Source organism: Actinomycetes bacterium (genome assembly GCA_036510875.1).
Lineage (GTDB): Bacteria > Actinomycetota > Actinomycetes > Prado026 > Prado026 > DATCDE01.
In genome coordinates this window covers 1-15578 of the sequence record DATCDE010000177.1, presented here as the reverse complement: position 1 = coordinate 15578, position 15578 = coordinate 1, and the positions used below count along the sequence as shown (strand labels likewise).

Annotated in this window: 16 protein-coding genes and 1 riboswitch; of the genes, 9 read left to right on the top strand and 7 right to left on the bottom strand. The window is 72.0% G+C overall.

The features are described 5' to 3' along the window. Positions 1 to 597: 597 nt before the first annotated feature. The 5 genes from VIM19_10295 to VIM19_10275 all read left to right on the top strand — a co-directional run bounded on the left by VIM19_10295 (position 598) and on the right by VIM19_10275 (position 5019). Positions 598 to 1947, top strand: coding sequence for an HD-GYP domain-containing protein (locus tag VIM19_10295; protein HEY5185272.1), 1350 nt, complete (start codon positions 598 to 600; stop codon positions 1945 to 1947). Positions 1948 to 1994: 47 nt separating this feature from the next. Beyond that, on the top strand, positions 1995 to 3227 hold the full coding sequence (locus tag VIM19_10290; GenBank protein ID HEY5185271.1) for an HD domain-containing phosphohydrolase: 1233 nt from the start codon (positions 1995 to 1997) through the stop codon (positions 3225 to 3227). Positions 3228 to 3237: 10 nt separating this feature from the next. After that, the gene (locus VIM19_10285) at positions 3238 to 3453 is read left to right on the top strand and encodes a biotin/lipoyl-binding carrier protein (GenBank protein HEY5185270.1); all 216 of its coding nucleotides are present in this window, start codon (positions 3238 to 3240) and stop codon (positions 3451 to 3453) included. A 72-nt stretch (positions 3454 to 3525) separates the two neighbouring features. Next, a complete protein-coding gene (locus VIM19_10280; protein ID HEY5185269.1) occupies positions 3526 to 4620 on the top strand; it encodes a PilT/PilU family type 4a pilus ATPase in 1095 nt (364 codons plus the stop codon). 21 nt (positions 4621 to 4641) lie between these two features. Next, positions 4642 to 5019 (top strand): hotdog domain-containing protein, encoded by a 378-nt coding sequence (locus VIM19_10275; protein HEY5185268.1) that lies wholly within the window; start codon positions 4642 to 4644, stop codon positions 5017 to 5019. 3 nt (positions 5020 to 5022) lie between these two features. On the opposite strand, the gene VIM19_10270 is transcribed toward VIM19_10275, so the two are convergent. Both VIM19_10270 and thiE read right to left on the bottom strand, forming a co-directional pair. Further along, entirely contained in the window at positions 5023 to 5517 is a 495-nt protein-coding gene (locus VIM19_10270) for a GNAT family N-acetyltransferase (GenBank protein ID HEY5185267.1), read from the bottom strand. Then, the gene (gene thiE / locus VIM19_10265; GenBank protein ID HEY5185266.1) at positions 5514 to 6194 is read right to left on the bottom strand and encodes a thiamine phosphate synthase; all 681 of its coding nucleotides are present in this window, start codon (positions 6192 to 6194) and stop codon (positions 5514 to 5516) included. Before thiE ends, VIM19_10270 begins: the two co-directional genes overlap by 4 nt. 29 nt (positions 6195 to 6223) lie before the next feature. Further along, positions 6224 to 6329, top strand: a riboswitch (TPP riboswitch). Between thiE and thiD the strand changes: the two genes are divergently transcribed. Continuing rightward, complete coding sequence (gene thiD / locus VIM19_10260) at positions 6322 to 7869, top strand: bifunctional hydroxymethylpyrimidine kinase/phosphomethylpyrimidine kinase (protein HEY5185265.1); 1548 nt, start codon at positions 6322 to 6324, stop codon at positions 7867 to 7869. Its footprint overlaps the riboswitch before it by 8 nt. A 239-nt stretch (positions 7870 to 8108) precedes the next feature. Here thiD and VIM19_10255 read toward each other — a convergent pair whose 3' ends face one another. Next, positions 8109 to 9344, bottom strand: coding sequence for an aminotransferase class III-fold pyridoxal phosphate-dependent enzyme (locus VIM19_10255; protein HEY5185264.1), 1236 nt, complete (start codon positions 9342 to 9344; stop codon positions 8109 to 8111). A gap of 105 nt (positions 9345 to 9449) precedes the next feature. Here VIM19_10255 and VIM19_10250 point away from each other — a divergent pair, with 105 nt between their 5' ends. Next, positions 9450 to 9935, top strand: a complete 486-nt coding sequence (locus VIM19_10250; protein HEY5185263.1) for a VOC family protein — start codon at positions 9450 to 9452, stop codon at positions 9933 to 9935. A 19-nt stretch (positions 9936 to 9954) separates the two neighbouring features. Here VIM19_10250 and VIM19_10245 read toward each other — a convergent pair whose 3' ends face one another. Then, on the bottom strand, positions 9955 to 11664 hold the full coding sequence (locus tag VIM19_10245) for an acetolactate synthase (protein HEY5185262.1): 1710 nt from the start codon (positions 11662 to 11664) through the stop codon (positions 9955 to 9957). Positions 11665 to 11696: 32 nt separating this feature from the next. Beyond that, positions 11697 to 11912 (bottom strand): SMR family transporter, encoded by a 216-nt coding sequence (locus VIM19_10240; GenBank protein HEY5185261.1) that lies wholly within the window; start codon positions 11910 to 11912, stop codon positions 11697 to 11699. A gap of 225 nt (positions 11913 to 12137) precedes the next feature. On the opposite strand from VIM19_10240, the gene VIM19_10235 reads away from it, so the two are divergent. After that, on the top strand, positions 12138 to 13589 hold the full coding sequence (locus VIM19_10235) for a histidine kinase N-terminal domain-containing protein (protein ID HEY5185260.1): 1452 nt from the start codon (positions 12138 to 12140) through the stop codon (positions 13587 to 13589). A gap of 7 nt (positions 13590 to 13596) precedes the next feature. Here VIM19_10235 and VIM19_10230 read toward each other — a convergent pair whose 3' ends face one another. Next, positions 13597 to 13848 (bottom strand): WhiB family transcriptional regulator, encoded by a 252-nt coding sequence (locus tag VIM19_10230; GenBank protein ID HEY5185259.1) that lies wholly within the window; start codon positions 13846 to 13848, stop codon positions 13597 to 13599. 285 nt (positions 13849 to 14133) lie between these two features. Next, entirely contained in the window at positions 14134 to 15060 is a 927-nt protein-coding gene (locus tag VIM19_10225) for a diacylglycerol kinase family protein (protein HEY5185258.1), read from the bottom strand. 39 nt (positions 15061 to 15099) lie between these two features. On the opposite strand from VIM19_10225, the gene VIM19_10220 reads away from it, so the two are divergent. Then, positions 15100 to 15507 (top strand): hypothetical protein, encoded by a 408-nt coding sequence (locus tag VIM19_10220; GenBank protein HEY5185257.1) that lies wholly within the window; start codon positions 15100 to 15102, stop codon positions 15505 to 15507. Positions 15508 to 15578 lie beyond the last annotated feature (71 nt).

Genomic DNA, 15578 nt, shown 5'->3' with positions numbered 1-15578 from the left:
GCGATGTGGACCGCGCTAGGCCCCCCAGGCCGGTCCGTGATCTGAGGCTAGGGCATGCCTGGCGCGCGGGCGACGGTTGGGCGGACGGATTCGCTCCGACGGCCGATCATGTAGTCCGTTGGGACTAGGGCGACCTAGTCCGCTCGCCGACAACTTTCGATGTTCACTTATCGTGACCGTTCGGCCACTTGACGCGAGATTCCGTCACACCCTTCACTCGTGTCTGCACGAACCGGGCAAACCGGGTCGTGTAGGTTGCGCGAGGGGGCTTCTCTGCACTGGGGGGCGGGGTGGCTTGCGTCTTGCGTCACGCAAGGACAACTGCACAGGGGCGGGATCGGGATCGGCAGCAAGGCTTTGGCCAAGTCTTCTATTGCACGACCGGCATCTACGTAGCGGAGCGGATCTTGCACGGGCCTTAGCGGCGCCCGTGACATGAATCCTCGAGGTGATGCTTCTAATGAAGAAGATCGCGGCCGCTGTTGAGAACTTCCTGACCACCGGCGGACACATCGCTTGGTGGTAGGCACCCTGGCTGCCGATCCCCGTCCCGCTCCTGGCGGACGAAGAGCTGATTCGCAGGGGGGAGGGCCCGGCATGGCGGGGTTGCCGCGCGCCGCTCGCGCCTACATCTCGGTCCTAGCGATCCTAGCGGTCGGCGTCATCGCATTCAACGTGCCATCCGGCCTTGATGGTCAGCAGGTCCTAACGATCCTGATCCTGGCCGTGCTGTTCCTGACGCTCGAGTCGCTGTCGTCCTTCGTGTTCGTCGGGGTCAGCATGAGCCTCAGCTTCACGATTACGCTGGCCTCGATCCTGATCGCCGGCCCGTGGGGCGCCGCCGTGATCGGTCTCAGTGTGCTGGTCGTGCCCGGCCGGCATCCGTGGTCGAAGCGGGTCTTCAACGCGGCGCAGTTCTCACTGGCTGCTTACGTGGCTGGCCGCGTGTACGAACTGCTCGGCGGAAGCCTCGTTCGGCCGGGGATGACGAACGCCGCAGATCTGCTGGCGCCGACCATTGCCGCCGACCTCACCTGTTTGTTCGTGAACGCGCTGCTGGTCACCGGCATCATGGTCATGGTCAACCGCGTTCCGGCTCGGGAGGTGCTGACCGGCATTCTCGGCAGCCACTTCCCGTCCTACATCGCGTACGGCGGCTTCGGGCTGGTTCTTGCGGTTCTGTGGGTCGGCCTGGACATCGGCCCGCTCGCGGCCCTGCTGCTGCTGATGCCCCTGCTGGTGGCACGGTGGGCGATGAGCCAGTACTCGCAGGAGCGGCAGGCCTACGAGGCCACCATCCGGACCCTCGTCCAGGCCGTTGAGACGAAGGACGCCTACACCCGCGGCCACAGTGAGCGGGTCGCGCGCGCCTCGGTGATGATCGCGCGGGTCATCGGCATGCGCGAGGACCGGATGAACGCGCTGCGCTACGCAGGCATCCTGCACGACCTGGGCAAGCTCGGTGTTCCCACCAAGGTGCTGCAGAAGTCCGGGAAGCTGACGGAGGAAGAGTTCGCGGCGATCAAGCTGCACCCGCTGCGGGGCATGGAGATGCTCGGTGACATCGAGTTCCTGGACGAGGCTTTCCAGGGGATCCTCCACCACCATGAGCGGCTGGACGGCCTCGGCTACCCGATGGGGCTCAAGGGCGCCCAGATCCCGGAGTTCGCGAGGGTGATCGCGGTAGCGGACGCGTTCGACTCGATGACCTCCACGCGGTCCTACCGGACGGCCCGAACGGTCGAGGCGGCCGTCGAGGAGATCAGGCGCTGCAGGGGGAGCCAGTTCGACGCCGTCATGGTGGACGCGCTCGTCAAGGCGCTGGCGAAGGACCCCTGGCAGGCCGCGGCTGAGGTGCCCAGTCCCAGCGGAGATGAGACGGAAACGATCGACTTCGACCACGACGACCCCTCCTTCCCCGCGAGCGCGAGTCCGGTGGAGGGCTGATCACCATGGTCGGCCGACTAGACGATGAGCGCGGCGCGGTCCTCGTCGTGTCGCTTGCTGGGCTGCTTGTCCTGTCGTCCGTCGTCATCACTGCGCAGCATCCGCCGGCTCGCATCGGGCTCGCCTTCGTGTTCGGCTGTTTCATCGCGGCCGGCGAGCTGGTCCGGATCCCGTTGCCCGGGGCACGGGAGGCAGCCCCTCTCGGGGCCGCAGCCGCTCTTGCGTATGCGCTCCTCGGCAAGCTGCCCGACGGTCGGACCGGGCACACAGCCTGGGACGTGGTCACGCTGACCGCCCTGGCCACGCTCGTCGGTGCCCTGCCGCACATTGGCGTGGGTCGGGCCCCGCGGCTCGACGAGCTGGCCCGGCGGCTCCTGACGGTTGCCTTCGCGGCCGCCGCCTTCCGACCGGTGTGGGACCGCGGCCTCGTCGGTTCTTCGGTGCATGACAACCTGCGGCTGGCCGTCTTCATGGTGCTGGTCGCCGTCCTGGCTGCGTTGCTCGATGCGGTGCTCGCTGCTGTGGTGCGAGCCGATCGGGACAGGTCGCCGTTCCGCGCGACCCTGCGTGGCGAGCTCAGGAACCTGCTCGGCCTCGGCTCGGCTATCGCCGCTACCGGTGTGCTCATCGCGCTGGCCGCCCAGACCATGGGGCTCTGGGCGCTGCCGCTCTTCATCGTCCCGCTGTTGATGGCTCAGTTCTCTTTTCGCCGGTACGCCACCATCCGGGAGACCTACCGGCAGACGATCCGCTCGCTCTCCCGGGTCACCGAGGTGGCCGGGTACACCGAGACGGGGCACTCGGGGCGGGTCAGCCAGCTCTGCGTCGCCGTCGGCAAAGAGCTGGGCATGAGCGAGCAGGACCTGCAGGACCTCGAGTACGCGTCTTTGATGCACGACCTCGGTCAGCTATCGCTGACCGACCCGATCCCCGGCGGCGCGACGGTCATGGTGACGCACGACGACCAGGTGGCGATCGCGAAGCTCGGCTCAGGCGTCATCCGCCAGACCGGCGTGCTCGACCGGGTGGCCGACATCGTCGAGCGGCAGGCCGACCCCTACCGCCGTCCGCACGAAGCGGCCGACCTGACCCTGCCGCTGGCCAGTCGGATCATCAAGGCGGCCAACGCGTACGACGACCTGGTCGGCGACTCCAGGGAGAGCTCGCGGCGGCTCGAGGCGATCGAGCGGCTGCGGCTGTCGATGGCGTACGACTTCGACCCGGTCGTCGTCCAGACCCTCGCCCGTGTCACGGAGCACGCCGCCGCGCACGCGCTGTAGGGTCCCGCTCATGCCCACCGAGGTCCGTGCGGAAATGGTCGCGAATGTCTGGAACGTCGGCGTATCGGTCGGGGACGACGTCACCGCCGGCGACACCTTGGTGATCCTGGAGTCCATGAAGATGGAGATCCCGGTGCTGTCCGAGGCCAGCGGAACGGTGCTGGACCTGGCCGTCGCGCAGGGTGACGTCGTCCAGGAGGGCGACCTGATCGCCGTCATCGGCTGACCGGACTCCACCCGGCTCGAACGGCTCGTCGCAGAGGTAAAGGTCCGCCGCATCGCGGACGATGTCCTTCAGGTGACAGCCCAACTGCCCCAGCAGTCGATCGAGCCGTTCCTGCGCGCGCTGATCGAGTCCGGTGGGTCGGACCTGCACTGCAAGGTCGGCTCGCCGCCCCGCGTGCGCATCGACGGCCGCCTGCGCAAGCTCCAGTCACCCGTGCTGCAGCCGGCCGACACGGAGGCATTCGTCTCCGAGGTGCTCCGCCCCGACCTGGTCGAGCAGTTCGCGAAGACGAACGAGGCAGACTTCGCCCACTCGATTCCCGGCGTCGGCCGGTTCCGGGTCAACGTGTTCCGCTCCCGCGGCTCGGCCGGGCTGGTGTTCCGGCGGGTCTCCGTCGGCGCGATCCCGCTGGACGACCTGGGTCTGCCGCCGGTGCTGGCGCCGCTGGCCCTGGAGCCCCGCGGGCTGGTCCTGGTCACCGGCCCCACCGGCTCCGGCAAGACCACCACGCTGGCCGGCATGATCGACCACATCAACAACAACCGCGAGGTGCACGTCGTCACGGTCGAGGACCCCATCGAGGTCCTGCACTTCGACAAGCTGGCGATGATCAACCAGCGCGAGGTGCGGGTCGACACGTCCGACTTCTCGGTCGCGCTCCGGGCCGCCATGCGGCAGGACCCCGACGTGATCCTGGTCGGCGAGATGCGTGACACGGAGACGGTCAAGGCGGCCCTCTCGGCGGCAGAGACCGGCCACTTCGTCATGTCCACGCTGCACACCACCGACGCCACCGAGACCATCAACCGGGTCATCGACTTCTTCCCCCCGCACGAGCAGAAGCAGATCCGGCTGTCGCTGGCCGCCTCGCTGCGCGGCATCATCTGCCAGCGCCTCGTGCCCCGCGCGGACAACCTCGGCCGCTGCGTGACCATGGAGGTCTGCGTCAACACCGGCCGCGTGGCCGACGCCATCAGCGACCCGGACAAGACCGCCACGATCCACCAGCTGATCCAAGAGGGCGCCTACTACGGGATGCAGACGTTCGACCAGCACCTGGTCGCGCTGATCCGCGACGGCATCATCACCCTCGAGGCGGCGATGGCCGCCTCGACCTCGCCGCACGACCTCAGCGTCGAGCTGCGGCGGCTGGGCCTCGTCGCCTGAGGTCGCCGTAACCTAGCGGTCATGGACCTGGCTGCAGGCGCGCGCGGTCGGCTGGAGCTCGTCGTCACCGAAGCGGACACCGCCATCGCGCTCGGCAGCGGTAACGTCCCGGTGCTGGCCACCCCCCGGCTGCTCGCCTGGCTCGAGGCGGCCACGGTCGCGGCGCTGGACGGACGACTGGACGACGGCCAGACCTCGGTCGGCTCCCGGATCGAGCTGGAGCACCGCTCGGCCACGAAGGTGGGCGTCACGGTGACGGTCACCGCCGACCTTGTCGCCGCAGACGGGCGGCTGCTGCGCTTCTCGGTGGCCGCACAGGACGCCGACGGCCGGCTGCTGGCCACCGGCGAGGTGACCCGCGTGGTCGTCGACCGCGAGCGGTTCCTGTCCCGGCTGTAGATCTCAGACGTCGAGCATCGACACCTGCAGGAACACGCCGGGGACCGGTTCCCAGTCCCGGGACGGCACCCGCACGAAGCCCAGTCGCCGGTACAGGTGCGCGGCGGCGGCGTTGCCCCGGACCACGGAGATGACCACGCGGCGGCGCCCGCGCCGCCGGGCCTCGTCGGCGACGAACTCGACCAGGGCGGAGCCGATCCGCCGGCCAGCAGCCTCGGGATCGACGGCGAGCATACGGAACTCCAGCTCACCAGGCTGCGAGATCTCGGCGTAGGGGGTGCCGTGCTCGGCCACGGTGACGGTGCCGACGATGCGCCCGACCAGATCGGCGAGGTAGAGCTCGGCCCGTTCCGCGCGGTCCGCGGCGTCGGCCAGGATGAGGGCGTAGCGGTCCTCCGGGTGCAGGCCTCCGTCGTGGGTGTATGCCCGCACGGTGAGCGCGCCGACCGCCTCGAGCTCGGCGGGCTCGGCGAGCCGGACCCGAAGCCCGGCGGTCACCACGGCCTGGCGGCGAGCCGGTCAGCGAGCCGCCGGGTGGCCGCCGCCGGGTCGTCGGCCCCGGTGATGACCCGCACCACCACCACCCGGCGGGCCCCCGCGTCGAGGACGTCGTCCAGGGTCTGCTCGTTGATGCCGCCGATGGCGAACCATGGCCGGCTGGGCCGGCTCGACGCGACCTCCGCGACAGCTGGCAGTCCCGCGGCCGGCCGGCCCGGCTTGGTGGGCGTCGGCCACACCGGGCCGACGCAGAAGTAGTCGCTGTCCGGCTCCACTGCGGCGGCCGCCGCCTGGCCGGTGCTGTGCGAGCTGCGGCCGATGATCACGTCCGGCCCGACCAGGGCGCGGGCCACGGCGGGCGGCAGGTCGCGCTGCCCGGGTTGGAGCACGTCCGCGGCCGCCGCATGCGCGACATCGGCCCGGTCGTTGACGGCCAGCAGCCTGCCGTGGCGCGAGCAGGCGTCGGCGAACACCTCGAGCAGCTCGAGCTCCTCGGCAGCCTCCAGCCCCTTCTCGCGCAGCTGCACGATGCCCACCCCGGCGCCGAGCACCGCATCGAGGAACTCGGGCAGGTCGCCCCGGTCCCGGCGTCCGTCGGTGCACAGGTACAGCCGAGCGGCGGCGAGCCGCTCGAGGCGGTCCGTGCGCAGGGGGGAGGGTCCGCTGGGCGTGGTCACCGGCCGATCCAATCACGGGCGTAGGCTTCGTCGACGAGCACGGGAGCCCGTCCAGGGCTGAGAGGGGGGCGTCCGCCCCCGACCGTCGAACCTGATCCGGGTCATGCCGGCGAAGGGAGCTGGACCCTTGCAGAGCAGTCCGCATTTCACCGACGTGCTGGTGGTCGGCGGCGGTGTCATCGGGCTCCCGGCCGCCTGGCGGCTGGCTCGCGAGGGCGCTTCCGTGCGGGTCATCGACGCGAGCGGGACGCGGGGCGCGACCTGGGCCTCGGCCGGCATGCTCGCCCCGGTCAGCGAGTCCTTCTTCGGCGAGGAGGACCTCCTGCGCCTCAACCTCGTGGCGTTGAGCCGCTTCCCCTCGTTCGCGGCGGAGCTGGAGGCCGCCGTCGAGCAGCTGGTGGGGCTGCGCCGCGAGGGGACACTCGTCGTCGCGCTCGACAACGGCGATCGGGCCGCACTGACCCGGCTGTCCGCGTTCCGTGCGTCGCTCGGTTTCGCGACCGAGGAGCTCATCGGGTCGGCGGCCCGACGGCTCGAGCCCTACCTGTCGACGGAGGTGCGGGCCGCGGTGCTGGCCCCAGGTGACCGGTCCGTGGACAACCGCCGCTACGCCATGGCGCTGCACGCTGGCGTCGCACGGGCCGGGGTCGAGGTCGTCGAGCGCCGGGTCGTCGAGCTGGTGGTGGACGGCGGGCGCGCCCGCGGCGCCCGCACCGACGACGGCAGCGAGTGGCGGGCCGACACGGTGGTCCTCGCCGCCGGGGCCTGGTCGCGCGACCTTCCCGGGCTGCCCGCTGCGGGCGCCCCGCCGGTCCGTCCGGTCAAGGGCCAGATCCTCCGACTCGGGCTGCCGCCGGCGATGCGGTCGGCCGGCCCGGTGCCGTTCGCTCGCTGCGGCGTGCACGGGGCCAGTTGTGTGGTCGCCCTGACGGCGCAGAACACCCTGGGTGTCACGGCCATCCACGAGTGCCCCCCGGAGTTCGTCGTGGCCCAGCTCGAGGCGGTGCTGTCGGACATCCGGCCGGGCGCGGCCAAGACCGGGATGCTGTTCTCCGCGCCGATCATCGATGCCGTCGTACAGACCCTGGCAGGGCGGGGCCTGCCGCTCGTGGTCGACCCGGTCATGGTGGCCAGCTCGGGCGCGCGGCTGCTGCAGGACGACGCCGTCGAGTCCCTGGTGACCCGGCTGTTCCCGCTGGCCACCGTGGTCACGCCCAACCTGCTCGAGGCGCAGGCGCTCACCGGCCTCGCGACCGAGGACCGGGTCGCGCTGTCCGAGGCGCTCGTGTCGCTAGGCGCGCGAGCGGCCCTGGTCACCGGCGGGCACGGGCAGCGGCCGGTGGACCACCTCTACACAGACGGGAGGCACCTGGACATCCCGGTGCCGCGCCAAGCTGTTGCGGCCACGCACGGGGCCGGCTGCACGCACTCGGCGGCCCTCGCGGCCTGCCTGGCCCGGGGTGACGACCCGTCGATGGCCGCTCGGCGCGCTGCGTCCGTCGCAACCTCCGCGGTGGCGACCGGGCTGGAGGAGGTCGGCGCAGGGGATGGCCCGGTCGACGTTCTCGACGTCCGCCGGATGCGGCCGCCGGAACCGGCTGCCGAGGACGCGGCTGGCCGTTCGACCCTCGGAGATGGCCCCGGCGGCACCGCAGCGTCCTCGTCCACAGGTTGACTCCGGTCCCGTTCGCTGCGCCCGGGAACTGTCGGTGGTGTCGGCAGGATGGGGGTATTCAGGCAGCCAACCTCGGCGCCCTGTGCCGCGCCCACCCACCAGCTCAAAACCCACCACCACTGGCAGACCACCCGCAGCCCCGACGACACCGACCAATGGACCACCCCCAACGGCCTGCACCACCCCGTCCCCGGGCCCCCGTCGACCCCCGACACCCCGACCACCCCGGCTAGCCGTGCCTAGGCCTCGGCCACCTCGTCGAGGGCTGCGGCGAGGCCATCCGCGAGCACCCGTAGGTCCTCGTCGTCCAGCACCAGGGCCGGCGAGATCTGCAGTGCGCCGCCGACGAGCCCCCGCGACAGCACCCCGTGCCGGCGCACCGCCCAGACCAGGGCGGGCAGCCTCGCCGGGTCGTGCAGCTGCACCGCGGCGAGCAGCCCGGTGCCGGCCCTGACCTGGGCCACGAGCGGGTGCCCGGTCAGCGGCGCGAGGGACGACGCCAGGGCCGACTCCCGCGTGAGAACCCGCGCGGGCAGCCCTTCGCGCTCCATCACGTCGAGGTTCGCCAGCCCGGCGGCGGCCGCGCCGACGTGCCCGCCGTAGGTGTAGCCGTGCCGCCACACTCCGGCGCCGGCTGCGTAGAAGGGCTCCCACATCCGCGGGGCCGCCAGCACCGCCCCCATCGGCACGTAGCCGCTGGTCAGGCCCTTCGCGCACAGCACGAGGTCCGGGTCGAGCCCGAACCGGGTGGAGGCGAACCAGTCACCGACCCGCCCGAAGCCGGTAATCACCTCGTCGCTGATCCACACGACCTGCCGGTCGCGGCACACCGACCGGGCCTCGCGCAGGTAGTCCGCCCCGGCGAACCAGACGCCGCCCGCACCGATCACCGGCTCGCAGAAGAACGCCGCGGCCCGGTCGCCGAGGTGGTCGAGGGTGTCCGCCAGGGTCGCCGCGTCGTCCCAGCGGACGCGGACGACGTCGGGGTCGAGGTCGCCATAGCCGGCCCGGTTGTCGTCGATCCCGGACAGCGACGTCCCGGCCAGGTGCATGCCGTGGTACGCCTTGTCCCGGACGACGACGACCCGGCGCTGCGGTTGTCCCTGCAGCAGCCACCAGCGGCGAACCAGCTTGACCGCGGTGTCCACCGAGTCCGAGCCACCCGAGGTGAAGAACACCTTCGAGTCGGCGACCGGCGCCAGCGAGGCGACCCGGTCGGCGAGCTCGAGTGTGGCCGGCGCGGCGAGGTCGTTGAACGTCGAGTACGCCGCCAGCTCGGCCAGCTGGTCCCGGACCGCGTCGGCGATCTCGGTGCGTCCGTGCCCCACGTTCGCGAACCACAACCCGGCGGTGGCGTCGAGATACTCGGTCCCGTCGACGTCCCACACCCGCGTGCCCCGGCCGCGGGCCAGCACCAGGGGGCCGTCCGCACTCACCGCGTGCATGTCTGCGAAGCCGTGCCACAAGGAGGTCATGGCAGCGCAGCGTAATTGGCCCCGGCACGGCTGACATCACGGTCCCGGAGCGGGAGCATCGACTCCGGAACCGCCACCGCTCTCGCCTTCCCCGGAGGTACCCCGATGCCGACGATCACCCCGTGCCTGTGGTTCGACGGACGCGTGCGGGAGGCCGTGGACTTCTACACCTCGGTCTTCGGTGACTCCGCCGTCCTGTCCACCGCCCCCTACCCGGACGGCGCGCCCGGCCCCGCCGGTGGGCTCATGATGGCGACCTTCCGGCTCGGTGGGCAGGAGTTCATGGCGCTCAACGGAGGCCCCCAGTACAGCTTCACCCCGGCGGTGTCGTTCTTCGTGTCCGTCAACGATCAGGACGAGGTCGACTACTTCTGGGATCGGCTGTGCGACGGCGGCAACCCGTCACAGTGCGGCTGGCTGGTCGACCGGTTCGGGCTGTCCTGGCAGATTGTGCCGGCGGCGCTCGGCCAGCTGATGGGCGACCCGGACCCAGAGCGTGCGCGTCGGGTCACCCAGGCCATGCTCGGCATGAACAAGATCGACATTGCTGGGCTGGTGGCCGCCCACGGGGGCGCCACCGGATCGCCCTGACCGTCGGCAGGCCAGTCCGTCAGATCCCGGTCGTGGTCCGTGGATACGCGATCTTGGGGTCGGTGATGACGTTGACCAGGTACGGCACCTCGGCGGCGAACGCGCGGTCCAGGGCCGAGCCCAGCTGGTCGGGGTGGGTGACCGTCTCTCCGGCGCCGCCCAGCGCGCGCACCACGTCGTCGTAGCGGGTCGCCGGCTGCAGCTCCGCGGCCACGTCGTAGCCGTACAGGAACTGCATGGGGTGCTTCTCCAGCCCCCACACGCCGTTGTTGCCGACGACCATGACCACCGGCAGCCGGTGCCGCACCAGGGTGTCGACGTCCATGAGCGAGAAGCCGGCGGCGCCGTCACCGAGCAGCAGCACGACCTGCGCCGAGGGCCTGGCCAGCCGGGCCGCGATCGCGTATCCGAGACCGGTGCCCAGGCACCCGTAGGGGCCGGGGTCCAGCCAGCCGCCCGGCCGCGCGGGCTCCACGAACCGGCCGGCGAAGGAGACGAAGTCGCCGCCGTCGCCGATCAGGACGGCGTCCTCGGCCAGGCGCGGCAGCAGCTCGCCGTAGATGCGCGCCGGGTGCAGCGGCGACGCCTCGGCCGACAGCATGGCCGCGTCGGAGGCGATCGCCGCGGCAGCGGCGTTCTGCAGGTCGGCCATCCACTGCACGTAGGAGGGCCGGCGCACGAGCAGCTCCCAGGCCTCCCGGACGCCGTCAAGGACGAGCGACAGGTCGCCGGATGCCGACGCGGCCAGCTCGGCGTGGGTGGCCAGCTGGGCGGGGGAGTCGGCCAGGTGCACCACCCGCGCCGGTGCGGCGCCGTCCTTGCCGCCGAACGAGCCGTACCCGAGCCGGAAGTCGAGAGGGGTGCCGACCACGAGGACGAGGTCGGCCTGGCCGAACGCCCGGCTGCGGGCCCGGGTGACGAGCAGCGGGTGTCCCGCCGGGACCACCCCGCGCCCCATCCCGTTGGCGATCGTCGGCAGACCGACCGTCTCGGCGAGCCGCAGCGCCGCCGCCTCGGCACCGTCGGCCCAGACGTCCGAGCCGAGGACGAGCACCGGGCGGGCCGCAGCCGAGAGCAGCTCGGCGACCTCGGCCAGGTCGTCCGGGTCCGGGGCGACGCCGCGGCTCGCCGCCGAGCCGCCGGCGGCCGGAGCCGCGGACTCGGCCCGGGAGAACAGCTGGTCCATCGGCACGTCGAGGAAGACCGGGCCGCGGTGCGGCTGCAGGGCCAGCCGGAAGGCCGCGTCGACCTGCTCGACGAGCTGGCCGATCTCGCGGACCGTGCCGGCGTGCTTGGTCACCGGGGCGAGCAACGGCGGGTGGTCCAGCTCCTGCAGCGCCCCGCTGCCCCAGCGCTGGCTGGGGGCCCGGCCGCCCAGCACGAGCACCGGCGAGCCGTTGAAGTGCGCCGTGGTTACCGCCGAGACGCCGTTGGTGACACCCGGTCCGGCGGTGAGCACGGCGAGGCCGGGAGCCCGGGTCAGCTTGGCGGTGGCCTCCGCCGCGAACACCGCGGTCTGCTCGTGCCGCACGTCGATGATCGGCATCGGCGGCTGGGCCTTGACCGCGCCGTCGTAGACGGGGAACACGTGCGCGCCGCTCAGCGTGAACAGCCGCTGCACCCCGTGGGCGCGCGCCACCGCCACCGTCAGGTCGCCGCCGTGCCCCTCGATCCGGTCCTCGTGCTCGTCGTTGCTCGCATCGGCGCTCGTGTGGATGTCCTCGGCCATGGGATGAACCTACTCGGGCGCGGCCGGGCCGATCAGGCCCGATTGGAGGCGAGATTGAGCCCCACCACCCCGATCACCACCAGGGCGATCGACACCAGTTTGACGGCCGATGTGGTCTCGCCCCGGAACACGATCCCGATCGTCGCGATGAAGGCGGTGCCCACCGCGGACCAGATCGCGTAGGCGACCCCGACCTCGATCCCGCGGAGCGCGATGGACAGCAGGCAAAGCTCGCCGCAAAGGCGCACGCCACGAGCAGGCTGGGGCCAACCGTCGGAACTCGTTCGTGGAGCGCAGCGACAGCGTGCCGACGATCTCGCACACGATGGCCCCGCTGAGCGCGAGCCAGTGCATGGGTACCTCCGGTCGACGGGCTGGCTGCGGGGCCAGGGCGGTGGGGCTCAGTCTGCCCCCTCGCGCGCCGTGGCACGGCCCTGCGCCACCGGGATCGGGCGTGGCCCTACGCTGCAAGCGTGCCCAGCCTGAACGACGTCGCGCGTCGGCACACCGACCTCACGGACGGCGACCTCGAACGGCTGCACCTGCTGCTGTCGGACTGGCACCTGCTGGCTGACCTGTCGTTCTCCGACCTGGTGCTGTGGCTGCCCACCTGGAACGGCTCCGGCTACGTCGCCGGCGCGCAGGTGCGCCCCACCACCGGCCCCACGGTGTTCGGCGACGACCTGGTCGGGTCCTTCCTGCCGCGGGGTCGACGTCCCTTGCTGGACGAAGCCCTGGAGCAGGGCGAGGCAGTGACCAGCAGGGGAGAGCACGTGCTCGTCCCGATCGCGGCGATCCCCGTCCGTGGGGAGCACGACCAGGTGGCTGCGGTGATCGCGCGTCACGTCGACCCGGGTTTCGCACGCTCGAGCAGCCGGCTGGAGACCGCCTACCTCTCGGCCGCCGACCAGCTGACGAGGATGGTCGCGCAGGGGTCCTTCCCGGCGCCGGGCGGGCTGGACGAGCTAGACGCCTCACCGCGGGTCGGCGACGGTCTGCTGCTGCTGGGACCGGACGGCGCGGTCGAGTACGCCAGCCCCAACGCGCTGTCCGCCTACCGACGGCTCGGGCTGGCCTCCGACCTGGCCGGGGCCCGGCTCGACGTCGTCACCCGGCAGCTGCTCCAGCGGCGGACCGGTGCGGACGAGGAGCTGGGTGCCGTCGCGGGCGGCCGGGCGGCCCGGGTCATGGAGCTGGAGGACCAGGGCGCCGCGGTCCTGGTGCGCTCGATCCCGTTGCTGGACGGCGGCCGCCGGACCGGCGCGCTGATCCTGGTCCGAGACGTCACCGAGCTGCGGCGACGCGAACGGGAGCTGCTCAGCAAGGACGCGACGATCCGCGAGATCCACCACCGGGTGAAGAACAACCTGCAGACCGTCGCCGCGCTGCTGCGCCTCCAGGCCCGTCGGATGGTCGAGCCACAGGGCCGGGCGGCGCTCGAGGAGGCCGTCCGGCGGGTGGCCTCCATCGCCGTCGTCCACGAGATGCTCTCGGCCACCCCGGACGAGACCGTGCAGTTCGACGCGATCGCGGACCGGCTGCTCGTCTCCACGGGCGAGGTGTCCAGTGCGAGTGGCGGGGTCCGGCCGGTCCGGCAGGGGTCGTTCGGCGTGCTGCCGGCCGACGTCGCCACGCCGCTGGCGATCGTACTGTCCGAGCTCGTGCAGAACGCCGTCCAGCACGGGCTGAGGGGAGCCGCCGGGGTGGTGGTCGTGGTGGCGTCCAGACGGCCCGGCGAGCTGCAGGTGGAGGTGCTCGACGACGGTGCCGGCCTGCCCCCGGACTTCGACCTGGCCGACTCGGACCGGCTCGGCCTGCAGATCGTGCGGACCCTCGTCGAGGGTGAGCTCGGCGGCCGGCTGCAGCTGGACCGCCGGGAGCCCAAGGGCACCCGAGCTCGGTTGGACCTGCCGGTCGAGGACTAGCCCGAGGTCAGGCCAGCCGGGCGCGCGCCCGGGCCGTGCGGCGCTTGAGGGCGCGACGCTCGTCCTCGGACAGTCCGCCCCACACGCCGTGGTCCTGACCGCTCTCCAAGGCCCACTGGAGGCAGGGCTCGCGCACCTCGCATCGGCGGCACACGGCCTTCGCCTCTTCGATCTGGAGCAGGGCGGGGCCGGTGTTCCCGATGGGGAAGAAAAGCTCGGGATCCTCGTCACGGCAGGCGCTGCGATGCCGCCAGTCCATCTGTTGTCCACTCCTCGTCTCGCCCGGTGTCGTCCCTGCTGGCCCTGCTTGTGAAGCATTTCACGAATCAACGCGCAGCGCGAGAGCCGATGTCTCGGCCCCCACACACTGATTGCTCGCGCTCCAGGCTCCTTGGCGCTGACTCGGTCGGCGCCATCGACCACGGGCACGCACGTCAAGGGTCGCAAACGGTTGGCCGACAGACAAGGCTTTTGGATTTTCAAGTTCTTCGTACGCCGTGTCGCGTACCTCACACCACCGGCACCCGACCCGGCACCGGCCCGGTCACACCAGGACGCTAACCGCCTCAGGGAAGGCCACGAAGCGCACGCTCATCCGGTCCTCGAGGCTCTCCCCGTCGATCTGGAAGGGGCATGGGACGTCCGACCACACGGTGAACTCGGCCAGGTCGTGACGGCCGGTCACGTCCTTCCCCTTGGGTCGGCTGCCCGGCTGGAGGATCTGCCGAACGTGCCGCAGCACGCTCGTCGTGCCCATCCGACGCAGCGCCAAGAGGTCCAGCCCGGTGTCGAAGTCGGCCTCTGGGCAGGGGTTGACCGGCAGCGAGCCCAGGTACGTCCAGGGCGAGGTGTTCTGGACGATCGCGAGGTAGATGCCGGGCACCGGCCCCTCCCCTGGAACCTCGAGGGTGAGCGCGGGGTGCTGGCGGTCGGTGCCGCGGTAGAACAACCGGACCGCGGACCGCACGAACAGCCCGCCGGACAGCTGTTGGCCGCCCTCGGCTCGCCGTTCCTCCACCGCGGCGACCACCTCTGCGTCCAGGCCGAGTCCGGCGCAGAAGGTGAACCAGCGCCCGTCCGCGGCGGCGAGCCCGATCCGCCGGGTCCGGCCCTCGCGGATCGCGTCCAGGACCTCGCCGGTGGCCTCGACCGGGTCGTTCGGCAGGCCCAGGGCGCGGGCGAACACGTTCGTGCTCCCGCCGGGGACGACCCCCAGCACCGGCCCCTCCGGAGCCGGCCCGTCGGCGAGCAGCCCGTTGACCGCCTCGTTGACGGTCCCGTCGCCGCCGAGCACGAGCAGCAGGTCACGGCGCTCGGTGACGGCCCGACGAGCGAGCTCATGGGCGTGCCCGCGATGGGTGGTCTCGACCACGTCCACGTCGAGGTCGGCACTGAGCGCGTGCACGAGGACGTCGCGGGTGCGAGCCGTCGTCCGTGTCGCGGTCGGGTTGACGACGAGGATCGCGCGCACGGTGGCCAGCCTAGGGGAGCGCCCCGGTAGGGTCGCCGGGTGCCCGAACCACCCGCGAGCGGCGAGCCCGGCCGGGCGGCCCCGTCGTCCGTTCGCTGGGCCCTGGCCGCGGTCGTGGGACTGCAAGCGGCCGCGCTGGTCGCCTATGCCGCACTGATCGTGGTCGAGGCGCTGCGCGGGGACTACCAGCGGACCGACTTTGTGGCCATCGAGGCCGCGCTGTTCGCGTTCTGGGGTGTGGTGCTCGCAGTTGCCGCCCGAGGCCTGGCCAGGGGGCGACGGGCCGGGTTCGCGCCGGTGCTGCTGTCCGAGCTGCTGCTCGGCCTCGCGGTGGGGCTGCCCCTGCTGCGCGGCGGACAGGCGCCGCTCGGGTCCGCGGTGCTGGTCACCGCCGTCGTGGCCGTCGTCCTGCTGGTCGTCACCATGGCGCGCTCACCGGGCGAGTGAGGCGAGCGGGGGTCACTCCTCGACGAGCAGACCCTCGCGCAGCTGGGTGAGGGTGCGGGCGAGGAGTCGGG

Coding starts and splice junctions, on each gene's coding strand:
- VIM19_10285 (HEY5185270.1), top strand. CDS start 3,238: ATGCCCACCGAGGTCCGTGCGGAAATGGTCGCGAATGTCTGGAACGTC.
- VIM19_10295 (HEY5185272.1), top strand. CDS start 598: ATGGCGGGGTTGCCGCGCGCCGCTCGCGCCTACATCTCGGTCCTAGCG.
- VIM19_10245 (HEY5185262.1), bottom strand. CDS start 11,664: ATGGCCGAGGACATCCACACGAGCGCCGATGCGAGCAACGACGAGCAC.
- VIM19_10275 (HEY5185268.1), top strand. CDS start 4,642: ATGGACCTGGCTGCAGGCGCGCGCGGTCGGCTGGAGCTCGTCGTCACC.
- VIM19_10250 (HEY5185263.1), top strand. CDS start 9,450: ATGCCGACGATCACCCCGTGCCTGTGGTTCGACGGACGCGTGCGGGAG.
- VIM19_10230 (HEY5185259.1), bottom strand. CDS start 13,848: ATGGACTGGCGGCATCGCAGCGCCTGCCGTGACGAGGATCCCGAGCTT.
- VIM19_10255 (HEY5185264.1), bottom strand. CDS start 9,344: ATGACCTCCTTGTGGCACGGCTTCGCAGACATGCACGCGGTGAGTGCG.